This is a genomic window from Collinsella aerofaciens (assembly GCF_015561195.1).
In the GTDB taxonomy this organism is placed as follows: domain Bacteria; phylum Actinomycetota; class Coriobacteriia; order Coriobacteriales; family Coriobacteriaceae; genus Collinsella; species Collinsella aerofaciens_AC.
This window is the reverse complement of sequence record NZ_JADMSU010000008.1, coordinates 23036-39515: the sequence shown is the minus strand read 5'-3', so window position 1 is coordinate 39515 and position 16480 is coordinate 23036. Positions and strand designations below refer to the sequence as shown.

At 62.3% G+C, this 16480-nt stretch carries 10 protein-coding genes; 8 read left to right on the top strand and 2 right to left on the bottom strand.

Annotated features, from left to right (window positions below; all coding sequences use genetic code 11):
* Nucleotides 1–55: 55 nt before the first annotated feature.
* Entirely contained in the window at nucleotides 56–1387 is a 1332-nt protein-coding gene (glmM, locus tag I2H81_RS08130; RefSeq protein WP_117637400.1) for a phosphoglucosamine mutase, read from the top strand.
* Between the two features lie 205 nt (nucleotides 1388–1592).
* On the opposite strand, the gene I2H81_RS08125 is transcribed toward glmM, so the two are convergent.
* Nucleotides 1593–3167, bottom strand: a complete 1575-nt coding sequence (locus I2H81_RS08125; RefSeq protein ID WP_195645198.1) for a carboxypeptidase M32 — start codon at nucleotides 3165–3167, stop codon at nucleotides 1593–1595.
* Between the two features lie 503 nt (nucleotides 3168–3670).
* Here I2H81_RS08125 and pheS point away from each other — a divergent pair.
* The 6 genes from pheS (at nucleotide 3671) to I2H81_RS08095 (ending at nucleotide 11349) form a co-directional block, all read left to right on the top strand.
* Nucleotides 3671–4747 carry a phenylalanine--tRNA ligase subunit alpha gene (gene pheS, locus I2H81_RS08120; protein WP_117648217.1) on the top strand — a complete coding sequence of 359 codons (1077 nt, stop codon included), beginning with the start codon at nucleotides 3671–3673 and terminating at the stop codon, nucleotides 4745–4747.
* 180 nt (nucleotides 4748–4927) lie between these two features.
* Nucleotides 4928–7381 (top strand): phenylalanine--tRNA ligase subunit beta, encoded by a 2454-nt coding sequence (gene pheT / locus I2H81_RS08115; protein ID WP_195645197.1) that lies wholly within the window; start codon nucleotides 4928–4930, stop codon nucleotides 7379–7381.
* Nucleotides 7382–7706: 325 nt separating this feature from the next.
* On the top strand, nucleotides 7707–8789 hold the full coding sequence (cbiM, locus tag I2H81_RS08110) for a cobalt transporter CbiM (protein WP_195645196.1): 1083 nt from the start codon (nucleotides 7707–7709) through the stop codon (nucleotides 8787–8789).
* Nucleotides 8767–9603, top strand: coding sequence for an energy-coupling factor transporter transmembrane component T family protein (locus I2H81_RS08105; protein WP_195645195.1), 837 nt, complete (start codon nucleotides 8767–8769; stop codon nucleotides 9601–9603). The genes cbiM and I2H81_RS08105 overlap by 23 nt, the downstream gene beginning before the upstream one ends.
* 46 nt (nucleotides 9604–9649) lie before the next feature.
* Complete coding sequence (locus I2H81_RS08100) at nucleotides 9650–10420, top strand: energy-coupling factor ABC transporter ATP-binding protein (RefSeq protein ID WP_229108135.1); 771 nt, start codon at nucleotides 9650–9652, stop codon at nucleotides 10418–10420.
* Between the two features lie 80 nt (nucleotides 10421–10500).
* Nucleotides 10501–11349, top strand: coding sequence for a hypothetical protein (locus tag I2H81_RS08095; protein WP_229108134.1), 849 nt, complete (start codon nucleotides 10501–10503; stop codon nucleotides 11347–11349).
* A 201-nt stretch (nucleotides 11350–11550) separates the two neighbouring features.
* Here the strand turns inward: I2H81_RS08095 and pyk are convergent, their stop codons facing one another.
* Entirely contained in the window at nucleotides 11551–13011 is a 1461-nt protein-coding gene (pyk, locus tag I2H81_RS08090) for a pyruvate kinase (RefSeq protein WP_117634311.1), read from the bottom strand.
* 442 nt (nucleotides 13012–13453) lie between these two features.
* On the opposite strand from pyk, the gene I2H81_RS08085 reads away from it, so the two are divergent.
* Nucleotides 13454–16135: a cation-translocating P-type ATPase gene (locus I2H81_RS08085; RefSeq protein ID WP_195645192.1), complete on the top strand. Its 2682-nt coding sequence runs from the start codon at nucleotides 13454–13456 to the stop codon at nucleotides 16133–16135.
* Nucleotides 16136–16480 lie beyond the last annotated feature (345 nt).

The following is a 16480-nucleotide window of genomic DNA, read 5'->3' as shown; positions in this document are numbered from 1 at the left end:
TACCATTTTGGGGCGGACAGGCAATCTGTTCGCCCCTATTTTGTAAGGAGAGCGCATGAAGTACTTTGGCACCGACGGCTTTCGCGGTGAGGCCAACGTTGGGCTGACGGTAGAGCACGCTTATAAGATTGGCCGTTTTGTGGGCTGGTATTACGGCGCCAACCGCGAGCGCAAGGCGCGCGTCATCGTGGGTAAGGACACGCGTCGCTCGAGTTATATGTTCGAGGCGGCGCTGGTGAGTGGCCTGGTCGCGAGCGGTGCGGACGCCTATATGCTGCACGTGATCCCCACGCCGGGCGTAGCACATCAGACCGTGGAAGGCTGCTTCGATTGCGGCATCATGATCAGCGCGAGCCACAACCCGTTTTGCGATAACGGCATTAAGCTCGTCAATAGCGACGGTTTTAAGATGGACGAGGACGTACTGGAGCTCATCGAGGACTACGTCGATGGCAAGAGCGAGGTGCCGCTGGCCACGGGCAACCACATCGGCGCCACGGTGGACTACATGCAGGGCCGCAACCGCTATATTGCCTCGCTCATCGCCAGCGCGAACTTTTCGCTGCAGGGCGTCAAGATCGGCATCGACTGCGCCAACGGCTCGGCGTCCTCGGTGGCCAAGCCGGTGTTCGACGCGCTGGGCGCCGACGTGCGCGTGATCAACGCCGCGCCTGATGGTTTTAACATCAACGTCGACTGCGGCTCCACGCATATGGAGCGTCTGCAGCGCCACGTGGTGGAGCAGGGCCTGGACGTGGGCTTTGCCTACGACGGCGATGCCGACCGCTGCCTGGCCGTGGACGAGCGCGGCCGCGTGGTCGATGGCGACCAGATCCTGTACGTGTGCGGCGTGTACCTGAACAAGCACGGTCGCCTTTCGGGCGGTACCGTGGTTCCGACGATTGCCAGCAACTTTGGCCTGATCAAGTCGTTGGAACTTGCCGGCCTAAGCGCCGTGACCAGCGGTGTGGGCGACCGTCACGTGTATGCCAAGATGCGCGAGGGCGGTTACAGCCTGGGCGGCGAGCAGACGGGCCATACGATCTTTGGCGATATCGAGCGCACGGGCGACGGCATTATGACCTCGCTGCGCGTGATGGAAGTGATCCGCGCCGAGCGCGAGACGCTCTCGCAGCTCACGGCTCCGTGCAAGCTGCTACCGCAGGCGCAGGTGGCCGTGCGCGTGGCGGACAAGGACGCCGCGCTCGAGAACATGGGCGTGCAGAACGCCATCGCCGAGGCCGAGGCTGCGCTGGCAGGCGAGGGCCGCGTGCTCGTGCGCAAGAGCGGAACCGAGTCGGTTATCCGCGTGCTGGCCGAGGCGCCCGACCAAGCATCCGCCGATGCCGCTATGAAGCGCATCGCCAACGCACTCGAGGCTCTGTAGTTACGCGGTTTTACCAAACCGCGTAACTACTCGACGCTGCAAACGCCCCTAAGCGGCAATCTGACGTTCAATTTCAAGGGCGCGACCAGAAGGTCAGCGCCCTTTCATTTCACGTCACCTTGCTCGCTTTGGGTCGTTTTCGCTGACGTTGCCAAGACATTGGCGTCAACATGGTTGGCGTTGGCGATGGCGTGCTGGTCAATCCTTACAACTCGTACAGCGTGGTGAACTTGTCCTGCAGGTAGCTGCAGTAGTAGCGGGCGTCAAAGTCCATGCCGCAGGCACCCTTGATGAGCTCCGGCGCGTCTTTGGCGCGGCCCCACTGCCAAATGTGCTCGCCCAGCCAGGTGCGGACGGGTGCTAGGTCGCCGCTCGCACAGGCGCCATTGAGGTCGACACCGTCGCGGCACATGGCCGGCACAAACATGGCATCGTAGGCGCTACCCAGCGCATACGTGGGGAAGTAGCCAAACGATCCGCCGCTCCAATGCGTATCCTGCAGGCAGCCGTGCGTGTCGTCGGGAACGGGAATGCCCAGGTACTCGTCCATAAAGCGATTCCAAAGCGCGGGGATGTCCTTGGCCGTAGCCTCGCCGGCAAACAGCATGCGCTCGATCTGGTAGCGCACCATAATATGCAGCGGATAGGTGAGCTCGTCGGCCTCGGTGCGGATCAACGACGGCTGCGCGATGTTCACGGCGCGGTAGAGCGTGTCTTCGTCGACGTCGCCGTAGACCTCGGGTGCGTGACGACGCAGCACCTCGAGCAGCGGGCCCATAAAGGCGCGGCTGCGACCCACGGTGTTCTCGAAAAAGCGGCTCTGGCTCTCGTGGATGCCCATGGAGGTGCCGCCCTCCAAGCACGTGCGCGCATAGGCGGGATTGACGCCCAGCTCGTACATGGCGTGTCCCGCCTCGTGGATGATGCTGTAAACGTTGGAGATGCAATCGTCCTCGTAGATGTGCGTCGCGATGCGCGCATCACCCACGGCAAAGCCCTCGCTAAACGGATGCTCGGTAAAGGCAAGCGTGGTGTCGTCCAGGTCCAGGCCGACAAGCTTCATAAGGTCGAAGCTCATGGCGCGCTGGGCGGCCTCGGGCACGTGGGCGTGCAAAAAGTCGGCAGCCGGCTGCTGGCCGCGCTCGCCGATGGCGTGCACGAGCGGCACGACCGTGGCCTTGACCTCATCGCAAAACGCATCGAAGCTCTTGGCGGAAAGGCCGCGCTCGTACTGGTCGAGCCAAACGTCGTATGGATCGCGCTTGGGGTCCATGAGCTCGGCCTGATGCTTAAGTTGGGCGACGATTCTATCCACATAGGTCTCAAAGCTCGCCCAGTCGTTGGCTGCCTTGGCCTTGTGCCACACGGCGTCCGCCTCGCAGGTGAGCCTGGTCCAGGCCTCGGCCTCCTCGGTGGGGATGACGCTCGCCTCGCGCTGGTCGCGGCCGAGCACGCGGATCTCGTCGAGCAGCTGCGGGTCGTCGATCTTGCCGCCCGCGACCGTCTCGCGTGCCAGCGAGCGCACAAGTTCGATAGACTTTTTGCTGGTCAGAAGCTCGTGATGCTCGCCGGCAAGGGTGCCCATGGCGTCGGCGCGCGCTGCGGCGCCGTTGGCGGGAGCAATGGTCGCGCCGTCAAACTCGGCAATCTTGAGCAGGTACTCGCGGGTCCACAGTTTGCCCTCGAGCTTGCGGAACTTCTTGACGGCCTTATCGACCTTCATGCTCTTGGGCATCTTGTCCGCTGCGGGCTTGGCCTTCTTATCTTTACTCTTTCCCATACCATATCCTTGATCTCGCAGGTCGAGCGCCACGGGTGGGCGCGCGGCCAGTTTGCACAGCTACCTGCCTTGTACCCAGCGCGAACAAAACGGAACGCGGCGATATGCTCGCAGAATGTGTTATCCTATAGCCCAATGCGTTGACGGAGAGGGTTTTGCCCGCCGCGTCGCCGGCAAGAGAGGGAAGGTCATGGGCTGCAAGCCTTCCTGCGGCGGCAAGGGCCAAGCGTTCACTCCCGAGCAGCAACCTCAACGGGCGCGCGGCCAGCGGCGGCGAAGCCCCAGTAGGGAAGCCGTGAGCCTCGCGATAAGGGGCGCAGAGTGGGCGCGGCGGGCCAGACATCCGCCGGGTCAAACAAGGTGGTACCGCGGAATTCAACCGTCCTTGGGCAATGCACATGCCCGAGGACGGTTTTTTGTTACCGAACCGGGCCGCGTTTTCGCAGCGCCAAGTGGCATCGGTCGCCCCGGCAAGCGAATGCGCGAGAGACGAAAGGGAAGACATGAGTCTGATTGATGATCTGGTCAAACTCGAGGAAGAGGCCAAGGAGCTCGTCGCAGGCGCCGACGACGCCGCCAAGCTCGAGGCTGCGCGCGTTGAGCTGCTCGGCCGCAAGGGCCGCATCACCGGCCTGATGCGCATGATGGGCAAGCTCGCCCCCGAGGATCGCCCCGTTATGGGCAAACGCGCCAACGAGATGCGCCAGCTGATCGAGGGCATGCTCGACGAGCGCAACACCGAGATGAAGGCCGCCGCCCTCAAGCGCGCACTGGAGCACGACGCCGTCGACATCACGCTGCCGGGCGTCCGTCCGCAGATCGGTCACCAGCACCTGATCAAGCAGATCATCGAGGAGGCCGAGGACATCTTCTGCGGCATCGGCTATACCGTCGAGTCCGGCCCCATGGTCGACACCTCCTACTACAACTTCACCGCGCTCAACGCCCCCATGGATCACCCGAGCCGCTCGGCCCGCGACACGTTCTACGTGGTTGACAACAACCCCGGTAGCGTCGCGCACCCCGAGGCCCACGCCCACGGCGAGTCCGACGTGCTGCTGCGCACCCAGACCTCGGGCGTGCAGATCCACACCATGGAGTCGCAAAAGCCGCCCATCTACATGATCTGCCCGGGCACCGTCTACCGCCCCGACACGGCCGACGCCTGCCACCTGCCGCAGTTCAACCAGATCGAGGGCCTGGTCGTCGACGAGGGCATCACCTTTGGCGACCTTAAGGGCACGCTCGACTACTTTGTTAAGTGCATGTTTGGCGAGGACCGCAAGACGCGCTACCGCCCGCACTTCTTCCCCTTCACCGAGCCCAGCTGCGAGGTGGACGTGAGCTGCCACGTGTGCGGCGGCAAGGGCTGCAACTTCTGCAAGCACAGCGGCTGGATCGAGATCCTGGGCTGCGGCATGGTCGACCCCAACGTGCTCATCAACTGCGGCATTGATCCCGAGAAGTACACCGGCTTCGCCTTTGGTATTGGCGCCGAGCGCGTCGCGGCCCTGCGCTACGACCTGCCCGACCTCAGAACGCTCATGACAGGCGATATGCGCTTCTTGAACCAATTTTAAGTTGACCTGTCCCGGCGGCTTCCCGAGCCACCGCACCTTGCCTTTCAATCGTCGGTTGCGTACCTAAGTACGCGGCCCTCCTCTTTCAAGGCAATCTGCGGCACCTCGGAAACCCGTCTCCGTAGCTGGAGTTTTCCGTCTGTTTAATGCAGGCGTTACAGATGAAAGGAGACCAGTTAGATGCGCGTTTCTTACGACTGGCTCAAGACCATGATCGATATTCCGGAGGATCCCAAGACTCTTTCGGACGAATATATCCGTACCGGCACCGAGGTCGAGGCGATCGACACCGTGGGCGAGTCCTTCGACCACGTGGTGACTGCCAAGGTGCTCACCAAGACCCCGCACCCCGATAGCGACCATATGTATGTGTGCTCGGTCGACGTGGGCGACAAGAACCTCGACGCCGATGGCAACCCCGCTCCGCTGCAGATCGTTTGCGGCGCGCAGAACTTCGAGGCCGGCGACCACATCGTCACGGCCATGATCGGCGCAGTTCTGCCTGGCGACGTCAAGATCAAGAAGAGCAAACTGCGCGGCGTCGTGTCCATGGGCATGAACTGCTCCGCGCGCGAGCTCGGCCTGGGCGGCGACCACTCCGGCATCATGATCCTGCCCGAGGATACGCCCTGCGGCATGCCGTTTGCCGAGTACGTGGGCTCGAGCGACACCGTGCTCGACTGCGAGATCACGCCCAACCGTCCCGACTGCCTGTCCATGATCGGCATGGCCCGCGAGACCGGCGCCATCTTCGACCGCGATTTCCACGTTGAGCTGCCCGCCATCAAGGCCGAGACCGGCCGCGCGACCGACGACGAGCTTTCCGTCGAGATCGCCGACGAGGGCCTGTGCGACCGCTATGTCGCCCGCATCGTGCGCAACGTGAAGGTCGGCCCGTCGCCCGACTGGATGGTCAAGCGCCTCAACGCTCTGGGCGTGCGCCCGCACAACAACATCGTCGACATCACCAACTATGTGATGATGCTTACCGGTCAGCCGCTGCACGCCTTTGACCTGGACACCTTTGCCGAGCGCGATGGCCACCGTCGCGTGGTGGTTCGCGCCGCCCAGCAGGATGAGAAATTCACGACGCTCGACGGCGAGGAACGCACGCTCGACGCCGGCATGGGTCTCATCACCGACGGCGAGCGCCCCGTGGCGTTGGCCGGCGTTATGGGCGGCATGGATTCCGAGATCGAGGATGACACCGTCGACGTGATGGTCGAGAGCGCCTGCTTCAACGCCGGTCGCACCTCGCACACCAGCCGCGATCTGTCGCTGATCTCCGACGCCTCCATTCGCTTTGAGCGCCAGGTTGACGAGACCGGCTGCGTGGATGTCGCCAACGTTACCTGCGCGCTCATCGAAGAGATCGCCGGCGGCGAGGTTGCTCCCGGCTATGTCGATGTTTTCCCCGCGCCCAAGACCATCGACAGCATTAAGCTGCGCCTGGCCCGCGTGCACGCCATCTGCGGTGCCGACATCGAGCCCGACTTTATCGAGCGCTCGCTCACCCGCCTGGGCTGCACCGTCGAGCGCGACGGCGAGGACTTTATGGTCACGCCGCCGAGCTTCCGTCCCGACCTGCCGCGTGAGATCGACCTGATCGAGGAGGTCCTGCGCCTGTGGGGCATGGGCCGCGTCACGGCGACCATTCCGGCTGCCAAGAACCACATCGGCGGCCTGACGCGCGAGCAGAAGCTCACCCGCAAGGTCGGCGAGATCCTGCGCGCCTGTGGCCTCAACGAGACCACGACCTTTGGCTTTGCCGCCCCGGGCGACCTGGAGAAGATTGGCATGTCCACCGAAGGCCGCGGCTGCCCCGTGGTGCTCATGAACCCGCTGGTGGCCGAGCAGACCGAGATGCGTCGTTCGCTGCTGCCGGGCCTGCTGCAGTCCGTGGCCTACAACGAGGCGCACGGTACGCCCAACGTGCACCTGTACGAGGTCGGCAGCCTGTTCCACGGTCGTGAGAACGCCAGCCTGCCCAAGGAGACCAAGTCCGTGGCGGGTGTGCTCTCGGGCCAGTGGAGCGAGCAGTCCTGGAACATGAAGTACCGCAAGCTGCGCTTCTTCTTTGGCAAGGGCATTGTCGAGGAGCTGCTCGCCCAGCTGCGCATCGAGAAGGTTCGCTTCCGTCCCGTCGAGGGCGAGGGCTACGCTTTCTTGCAGCCGGGTCGTGCGGCCGAGGTTCTGTCCGGCGGAACCGTGCTGGGCTGGGTCGGCGAGATTCACCCCGAGGCGCGCGAGGCTATGGGCATCGATGAGGTCGTCGTTGCCTTTGAGCTCGATCTGGACAAGCTGATCAAGGGCGCCCGCAATCAGGAGAACTACCGTGAGTTCTCGCAGTACCCGGCCGTTGAGCACGACCTTGCTATCGTGGTCGACAACACTGTGACCTGCGAGGATCTTGAGCGTCGTATTACGAGTGCCGGCGGCAAGCTGCTCGAGGGCGTGCGCCTGTTCGATGTCTACCGCGATCCGGTCCGCATCGGCAAGGGCAAGAAGTCCATGGCCTTCGCGCTCACGTATCGCTCGGAGGACCACACGCTTACCAGCGAAGAGGTCGAGAAGGCGCACCAGAAGATCGTCACCAAGGTGTGCAAGGGCGTAAACGGCGAGGTTCGCTCGTAATCTTTGCCGTTCGGAACCCGCCCCCTGCGGGGTTTTCACGGCAACTTCCTCGCCGCTTCGCGGCTGCGGGATGTTGCCTTAGAAAACCCCTCTCGGGGGCGGGTTCCTGCGTTAACCTTGTTGCGAGCGGACCGTACCTTCTTCCGGGTGACCGGAAAGTTGGGAGTGCATGGGCCTTTATTGGACGGTGCGTGGACCTGGGTTAATAACGTACGTATTGCAAGGGCGTGCTGCGTTGTGGGCGGTGCGCCTTTTTGTTAGTATGCAGAGTCGGTGTTACGGATTGTTGGAAACGTAACACGCAACGTTCTGATTGAGAGGGCTCATGCATATTCCCGATAATTATCTGTCCCCGCAGACCGATGCCGTTATGGCGGTGGCGATGGTGCCCGTTTGGGTCCATTGCATCAAAAAGGTACGCGCCACGCTCGATCGCGAGCATATGGCGTTCCTGGGCATTTGCGCCGCATTCTCCTTCTTGCTCATGATGTTCAACGTGCCGCTGCCCGGTGGCACCACTGGTCACGCCGTTGGTGGTGCGCTCATCGCACTGCTGCTGGGTCCCGAGGCCGCTGCCATCGCGGTTTCGGTCGCGCTGGCGCTGCAGGCGCTGCTGTTTGGCGACGGCGGCGTTCTGTCCTTTGGCGCCAACTGCTTTAACATGGCCTTTGTGCTGCCGTTTACCGCTGCTATCGTGTTCCGTGCGCTCAACAGCCGTCTGAACGACAAGAGCTGGGGCACCTCGGTTTCTGCCATCGTGAGCGGTTGGGTCGGCCTGTGTCTGGCGGCCCTGTGCGCGGCGATCGAGTTTGGCATTCAGCCGATGCTCTTCACCAACGCTTCGGGCGCTCCGCTGTACTGCCCCTTCCCGCTGTCCGTGGCTATTCCGGCCATGTTGGTCCCGCATATGCTGGTTGCCGGCGTGGTCGAGGGCGTGGCGACGGCCGCCATCTACGGCTTCATTAAGAAGACGGCGCCGAGCATTATCGTCGGCCCCGAGGCCGCCGATGGCCAGCTTGCCGCCGATGGTACCGCCAAGAAGACTTCCCTGATCCCTACGCTCATTCTGGTCGCCGTGCTTGTCGTGGCTACGCCGCTCGGCTTGCTTGCCACCGGTGACGCCTGGGGTGAATGGGACGCCGAGGGCGCCGCGACCGCCGTTCAGGAGGCTGGCGACGACAGCCTGCAGGCTTCGGTCGGCCTCGATACCCCGACCTTTGCCGATGCTCTGCCTACGGGTGATTACCTGCAGGCCTATTCCGAGGAACAGGGTCTTGGCTTTGCCGGCCAGGCTGCCATGTATATCCTGTCCGGCGTGATTGGCGTGGCGGTGCTCACCATCGCATTTCGTCTGATCTCGCTGACGGTTAAGGAAAGCGGTGCTCATGGCAATAGCCGAGCTGCCTAGCTGGCTCGCGGTCGAGCAGCGTTACGAGCCCGCGGGGGCTCGACATCGTGTGATGCAAAAGAACGTCCTGCACCTGGCGAGCCTGCTTGAGCGGGTTCGCCTGGGCGGCGGCGCACACAAGGGCGGGTCGATAATCGACCGCGCCCTTTCTTCCGTTTCGGCCCCGGTGCGTTTGGTAGGGATGTTCGTTTGCGTTCTGTGCGTGTGCCTGACGCAGAGCCCGCTGTACCTCATGTTGATGGCGGCTATCGCGCTGGTGCTCGTTGCCGTGCGCCCCGTACGCGGGCTGCGGGCAACCTTTGTGCCGGCGCTTGGCGCTGCGGGGCTCGCGGTGGTTCTGGCACTGCCTGCCCTGCTGCTGGGCGCGTCTGCCACGGGTGCCATGCTCAAGATCGCGCTCAAGACGTTTATTAATGTGTCGCTGGTGCTGGGTGTTTCGTGGACCCTCACGTGGAGCCGCATGTCGGCGGCGCTCAAGATGCTACATCTACCCGACGAAGTTATCTTTACGTTTGATATGGCGCTCAAGCATATCGAGGTGCTGGGACGCACGGCGCACGATCTGTGCGAATCGGTCATGCTGCGCAGCGTTGGCCGTGCACCTGCGGGTTTTTCGCGCACCGACTCGCTGGCGGGTATCATGGGCATGACCTTTATCAAGGCGATGGAATGCAGCAGCGCGATGGACGAGGCTATGCTTTGCCGCGGCTTTGCCGGCGTGTATCCGGCGCCTGCACGCGGCGGGTTTGGCTGGCGCGATGCAATCTATGCGGCCGGCGTGGCGCTGCTGGCAGTGTTGTGCGCCGTGCTGTAGGCGCTGCTGGTTCCGACTGGGGATGCAAATAGGGAAGGGCGACGTTTTGACGATCGATATGAATGGTGCGGCGGGCACGAACGGTGCGGGCGGCACCAAGGTCGCGCCGCTCATCGAGCTGCGCGACGTGGTGTTCTCCTATGCGGGGCATACGGTTGTCGATGGTGTGTCGCTGCAGGTCGATCGTGGTGAACTCGTTGCCCTGCTCGGTCCCAACGGCTGCGGCAAGACCACGATCATGCGGCTCATCAATGGCCTTGAGCTCGCGGATGCCGGCACGTATCTGTTTGATGGACGCGTGGTTGACGCAGCGTATCTCAAGGATTCCGCGGCCGCTCAACGGTTCCATCAGCGCGTGGGCTTTGTGTTCCAGAACGCCGATGCTCAGCTCTTTTGCGCCACGGTCGGCGAGGAAGTTGCGTTTGGCCCCGCCCAGATGGGACTTCCGGCAGACGAGCTCGACCGCCGCGTGCGCGATGCCATGGAGCTGTTTCAAGTTGCCGACCTGGTCGATGCCTCGCCCTATCAGCTCTCGGGCGGGCAAAAGAAGCGCGTTGCGCTGGCTGCGGTGGTGTCGATGAACCCGGATATCTTGGTCCTCGACGAGCCAACCAATGGGCTCGACGAGGATTCATGCGACATCGTGGTCAACTTCTTGCTGGCCTACGTTGCTGCTGGTAAGACGGTTTTGATGAGCACGCATCACCAGGATTTGGTGCGACGCCTGGGGGCCCGTGCAATCTATATCGATCGATATCACCATGTGGTCGAGGCGCCCGTGCCGTCGTATGGAACCGAAAGCGGTGCTACAGAATAGTTGCTGCGTAGAGCGTGCGTAGCCGCCCGCGCGGCTTTGCCGTGATGGTATAGTTATCCAGGTTTTTTATGGGGGTGGCTATGCCAAGTTGGAACATTCATATCGCTCAAACGGAGCGCTTGCTGGCGCGTGCTGGCGTGCTTGCCGATAGCGTTCGTGACCGCAATGCCTTTTTGTTTGGCTGCGTGGTTCCGGACATTTTTGTGGGCTACATGGTTCCCGGTATCGCTGATCCCATTCCGTATCGCATTACGCACTTTGCAAAGCCCGAGCCTATCCCTAAGCCGCGCGAGCACGAGTTCTGGGATACCTATGTGGCGCCGCTGCTTAAAGGCGCACCCGCGGGCGAACCCGCTGAGGCTACCTCGATTGTCGAGGAGCGCGAGCGACTGAATCGCGTGCACTATCCCCAGCGCTACAGGGATGCTGAGCCGGTTATCGGTCCCGGCGCTCGTGAGTTCTCGCTTGCGTCTGAGGATGTGGCGCAGTCGTTGCTCGATTTGACACTGGGAGTCTGGTCGCATCTGGTGGCCGATACCGTATGGAATACGCGCGTGAACCAGTACCTGGAGGCGCACGGCGGCAAACCGTGCGAGGAATTCCGCATTAAAAAGCAAGGCGACTTTGACTGGTTTGGCAAGACGCTCGGTATTGTTTCGATTCCGCGCGCGACCGATCGCCTGTATACTGCGGCGACGCGTTTCGGGCAGTATCCCATCCAGAAGGAGTATGTACTCAAGACCATCGGCGTTATACACGAGATCGTGCGCGAAAACCCCGGTGAGCCCGATCATCCGCCATACCGCCTGCTGACCGAGGAGTTCTTCGACGCAACGTTTACCGAGGTCATCGAGCTGACCGAGGCGGGCTTTGCGGCTCGCGTTGCCGCTTCTGACGTTTCCGCAGTCCCTCTGATCACTAGCTGCTAGCCGACGACTTGACGGTGAACAGTTCATCCCAATTGACCAACAGTTCCTGTCGCAGGGCATCTTCGATGGTGCACTCAGTATCGGAAAGGCTCGCGACTGATCACAAATCGATGAAGCGGCATACGAAGAAGGTTTAAAAAAGGGCCCGGAAGGCAAAGCCTTCCGGGCCCTTTGCAATGCAAATCTGCTTGCAAGTGCGATTTAGCGTACCTGAGCGACGTAAGCGACGTTGGTCGAGGAGACCTTGTCCTCGAGCTGGACGCTCATGCGGGGATCGCCGGCGGTGGCGACGGTCAGATCGCCGGCCTCGACGTAGCCGAGCTCCTTAGCGGTCTCGATCGCCTTGACAATCGTGCCGTTGACGGTGCCCTGGGTAATCTCGGCCTGGTGCGGGATAACGCCCCAGTACATGATCATCTGCTGGACGGCCCACTCGTGGCGGGAGAACGCGCAGATCGGCATGTTGGGACGGAAGTGCGAGATCAGGCGAGCGGTACGACCGGTGGTCGTCGGCACGGTGATGCACTTGGCGCCAACGGTGGTAGCCATGTTCACAGCGGACATACCCACAACGTTGTTGACGACGCGGGTGCCGTGAGCATCGGCCGGAACCTCGAGCGGAGCGTGGGCCGGGAGGTACTTCTCGGTCTCGAGAGCGATGCTGGCCTGCATCTTGACGGCCTCGACCGGGTACTTACCGGCAGCGGACTCGCCAGAGAGCATAACGGCGTCGGTGCCGTCGTAGATGGCGTTAGCAACGTCGGCAACCTCGGCGCGCGTCGGGCGCGGGTTCTGCTGCATGGAGTCGAGCATCTGCGTAGCGGTGATGACGGGCTTGTAAGCCGCGTTGCACTTGGCGATGATCTCCTTCTGGATGTGGGGAACGAGCTCGGGCTTGATCTCGATGCCCAGGTCGCCACGGGCGACCATGATGCCGTCGGAAGCCTCGAGGATCTCGTCAAAGTTCTCGACGCCCAGGGCGCACTCGATCTTCGGGAAGATCGTCACGTGCTCGCCACCGTTCTCGCGGCAAAGCTCGCGGATGCCGCGGACGGACTCGCCGTCACGGATGAAGGAAGCGGCGATGTAGTCGATGTTCTCGGTCAGGCCAAAGAGGATGTCCTGACGATCGCGCTCGGTGATGGCGGGCAGCGAGATGTTGACGTTGGGCATGTTGACGCCCTTGCGCTCGCCGATCAGGCCGTCGTTCTTGACGACGCAGGTCATGTCCTGGCCGCTGACGGACTCGACCTCGAGGGCAACCAGACCGTCATCGATCAGGATGAGGGAGCCCTTCTCGACCTCGGAGGGCAGAGCCAGGTAGTCGAGGGAGATGTGCTCGGCGGTGCCGTGGAAATCCTCGGACGTGGGCTGAGCGGTGACGACAATCTTGTCGCCGGTCTTGACGGCAACCTTCTTGCCGTCGACCAGAAGGCCGGTGCGGACCTCGGGGCCCTTGGTGTCGAGCAGGATGCCGACGGGCAGACCGAGCTCCTTGGAAATACGACGGACGCGCTCGATGCGACCGTGGTGCTCGTCGTAGGATCCGTGCGAGAAGTTAAAACGGGCGACGTTCATGCCCGCCTTGATCATCTCGCGGATGGTCTCGTCGCTATCGCAGGCGGGACCCATGGTGCATACAATCTTAGTGCGCTTGTACATTCAGACCTCCATCTGACATCGTCTTGCGCTGATAGATAAACCATAAGAAATAAAATCGAGTTGATTATAACGAAATACCGACCGAATACCCCAAAAAAACGACCGTATGCCGATTAAGAAGTTCATTTTTTGCGGGAAAAACGGTATATGCAAAAATTTTACCAACTGCTCTTACCGCTGCTATCTGGGCGATATTTCAGTTTGACGAAGTGCCGAAGAAAAAACGTTTTACCAACATTGAGCATCACACGGTCTGCACCGTTGCACTCGAGCCGTGTTTCCAATTGGAATGTTTTGGCTAGACCCGCCGCTTTGGGGTACCATAGCCCCACTATCAACTGCCGCTCAGCACGGCAGCCTTGATGAGCCCTTGCCCTTCTCCTGGGAATTATGATCGGGCATCAATCTGCTGAGTGGCTCGAATCCCAGGAGGGGACTCTATATGCAAAAGGAATACCTGTCCGCCGCGGCGGAGGTGCTCAGCGACCAGGGTGTCGATGAGAACCTCGGCCTGAGCACCGGCGAGGCGTCGTCGCGCCTCGCCAAGACAGGCCCTAACAAGCTCGAGGAAGCAGAGAAGACACCGTTGTGGAAGCGCTTCTTTGAGCAGATGGCCGACCCCATGGTCATCATGCTGATCGTTGCCGCCGTCATCAGTGCACTCACGGGCATGGTCAAGGGCGAGCCCGACTTTGCCGATGTCTTCATCATCATGTTCGTCGTTATCGTCAACTCGGTGCTGGGCGTGGTCCAGGAAGCCAAGAGCGAGGAGGCCCTCGAGGCCCTGCAGGAGATGAGCGCGGCGCAGTCCAAGGTGCTGCGCGACGGCAAGCTCGTGCACCTGCCGAGCGCTGAGCTCGTGCCCGGCGACGTTATCATGCTCGAGGCGGGCGACTCCGTCCCGGCCGACTGCCGTGTGCTCGAGAGCGCCACGATGAAGATCGAAGAGGCCGCACTCACCGGCGAGTCGGTGCCCGTAGAGAAGCACGCCGACGTGATTGAGCTTGCCGCGGGCACCGATGACGTGCCGCTCGGCGACCGCAAGAACATGTGCTACATGGGTTCCACCGTGGTGTACGGTCGCGGCCGCGCCGTCGTGGTCGGCACCGGCATGGATACCGAGATGGGCAAGATCGCCGGTGCCCTGGCCGAGGCCAAGGAAGAGCTCACACCGTTGCAGGTGAAGCTCGCCGAGCTCAGCCGCATCCTTACCATTATGGTTATCGTCATCTGCGTTGTGATCTTTGGCGTCGACATCCTGCGCCACGGCGTGGGCAACGTCCTTACCGACCCGACTGCCCTGCTCGACACCTTTATGGTTGCCGTCTCGCTCGCCGTCGCCGCCATCCCCGAGGGCCTGGTCGCCGTCGTGACCATCGTCCTTTCGCTTGGCGTGACCAAGATGGCCAAGCGCCAGGCGATTATCCGCAAGCTCTCTGCCGTCGAGACCCTTGGCTGCACGCAGACCATCTGCTCCGACAAGACCGGTACCCTTACCCAAAACAAGATGACCGTCGTCAAGCACGAGCTCGCCGCGCCTGAGGAGAAGTTCCTGGCCGGTATGGCTCTGTGCTCCGACGCCCAGTGGGATGAGGAGCTGGGCGAGGCCGTGGGTGAGCCGACTGAGTGCGCGCTCGTCAACGACGCCGGCAAGGCGGGGCTCACCGGCCTGACCGCCGAGCATCCGCGTGTGGGCGAGGCCCCGTTTGACTCGGGCCGCAAGATGATGTCCGTGGTCGTCGAGACCCTGGACGGCGAGTATGAGCAGTACACCAAGGGCGCGCCCGATGTGGTGATCGGCCTGTGCACCCATATCTACGACGGCGACAAGGTCGTTCCACTGACCGAGGAGCGTCGTGCCGAGCTCGTGGCCGCCAACAAGGCCATGGCCGACGAGGCCCTGCGCGTGCTGGCGCTGGCAAGCCGCACCTACACCGAGGTCCCGGCCGACTGCAGCCCCGCCGCGCTCGAGCACGACCTGGTCTTTTGCGGCCTGTCCGGCATGATTGACCCGGTCCGCCCCGAGGTCGCCGACGCCATACGCGAGGCGCACGACGCCGGTATCCGCACCGTCATGATCACGGGCGACCACATCGACACCGCCGTGGCCATCGCCAAGCAGCTGGGCATCGTCGCCGATCGCAGCCAGGCCATCACCGGTGCCGACCTCGATCGCATGAGCGACGAGGAACTCGACGCGCACATCGAGGATTACGGCGTGTACGCCCGCGTCCAGCCCGAGCACAAGACCCGCATCGTCGAGGCTTGGAAGTCGCGCGACCAGATCGTGGCCATGACGGGCGACGGCGTCAACGACGCTCCGTCCATCAAGCGCGCCGACATCGGCGTGGGCATGGGCATCACCGGTACCGATGTCACCAAGAACGTCGCCGACATGGTGCTTGCCGACGACAACTTCGCCACCATCATCGGTGCCTGCGAAGAGGGCCGTCGCATCTACGACAACATCCGCAAGGTCATCCAGTTCCTGCTTTCGGCCAACCTTGCCGAGGTATTCTCGGTGTTTATCGCCACGCTCATCGGCTTTACCATCTTCCAGCCGGTGCAGCTGCTGTGGGTGAACCTAGTTACCGACTGCTTCCCCGCGCTCGCGTTGGGCATGGAGGATGCCGAGGGCGACATCATGAAGCGCAAACCGCGCAACGCCAAGGACGGCGTCTTTGCCGGCAATATGGGCCTGGACTGTGTGGTCCAGGGCCTAATCATCACCGTGCTGGTGCTGGCGAGCTTCTTTGTGGGCGTGTACTTTGACATGGGCTACATCCACATCGCCGATATGATCGCCGGCAATGCCGACGAGGAAGGCGTGATGATGGCGTTCATCACGCTCAACATGGTCGAGATTTTCCACTGCTTCAATATGCGCAGCCGTCGTGCGTCGCTGTTCACCATGAAGAAGCAGAACAAGTGGCTGTGGGCTTCCGCCGCGCTGGCGCTGGTGCTGACGGTGATCGTAACCGTGCAGCCGACGCTTGCCGAGATGTTCTTTGGCCCCGTGACGCTTGAGCTCAAGGGCGTTCTTGCCGCGCTGGGCCTTGCCTTCCTGATTATCCCGCTGATGGAGATCTACAAGGCGATCATGCGCGCGGTTGAGAAGGAGTAGCGCACTCGTCCGGGCCCGCCCCACGCCCTTTCTCCCTCACTGGTCCTCGCGCTTCGCGCTGCGGGATCGTTCGGGAGAAAGGGCTTCCGGGGCGGGCCCTGCGGTGACGTTGCTGACTTTTCTCCCGTGTGGATGATAAAGGCCGAGGGAAAGTGTGTGAGTCGGTCGAGCATTTGCTCGACCGACTCTTTTTTGTGGGAAAATACCTGTTCAGTTGTGATTTATGGTGCTGGGAGGCGCTTGTGGGCAAGGCGAAGGCTAAGGCGAAGAAAAAGACGACGGGGGCGCGGGCTAAGCGCGATCGTCGTCGGAAGCTCGCGACCGAGGCTCCCGCGTCTGCTGAGG

Bases quoted from the DNA above. Each gene is read 5' to 3' on its own strand.
- glmM (WP_117637400.1), top strand. From the start codon at position 56: ATGAAGTACTTTGGCACCGACGGCTTTCGCGGTGAGGCCAACGTTGGG.
- I2H81_RS08125 (WP_195645198.1), bottom strand. From the start codon at position 3,167: ATGGGAAAGAGTAAAGATAAGAAGGCCAAGCCCGCAGCGGACAAGATG.
- pheS (WP_117648217.1), top strand. From the start codon at position 3,671: ATGAGTCTGATTGATGATCTGGTCAAACTCGAGGAAGAGGCCAAGGAG.
- pheT (WP_195645197.1), top strand. From the start codon at position 4,928: ATGCGCGTTTCTTACGACTGGCTCAAGACCATGATCGATATTCCGGAG.
- cbiM (WP_195645196.1), top strand. From the start codon at position 7,707: ATGCATATTCCCGATAATTATCTGTCCCCGCAGACCGATGCCGTTATG.
- I2H81_RS08105 (WP_195645195.1), top strand. From the start codon at position 8,767: ATGGCAATAGCCGAGCTGCCTAGCTGGCTCGCGGTCGAGCAGCGTTAC.
- I2H81_RS08095 (WP_229108134.1), top strand. From the start codon at position 10,501: ATGCCAAGTTGGAACATTCATATCGCTCAAACGGAGCGCTTGCTGGCG.
- pyk (WP_117634311.1), bottom strand. From the start codon at position 13,011: ATGTACAAGCGCACTAAGATTGTATGCACCATGGGTCCCGCCTGCGAT.
- I2H81_RS08085 (WP_195645192.1), top strand. From the start codon at position 13,454: ATGCAAAAGGAATACCTGTCCGCCGCGGCGGAGGTGCTCAGCGACCAG.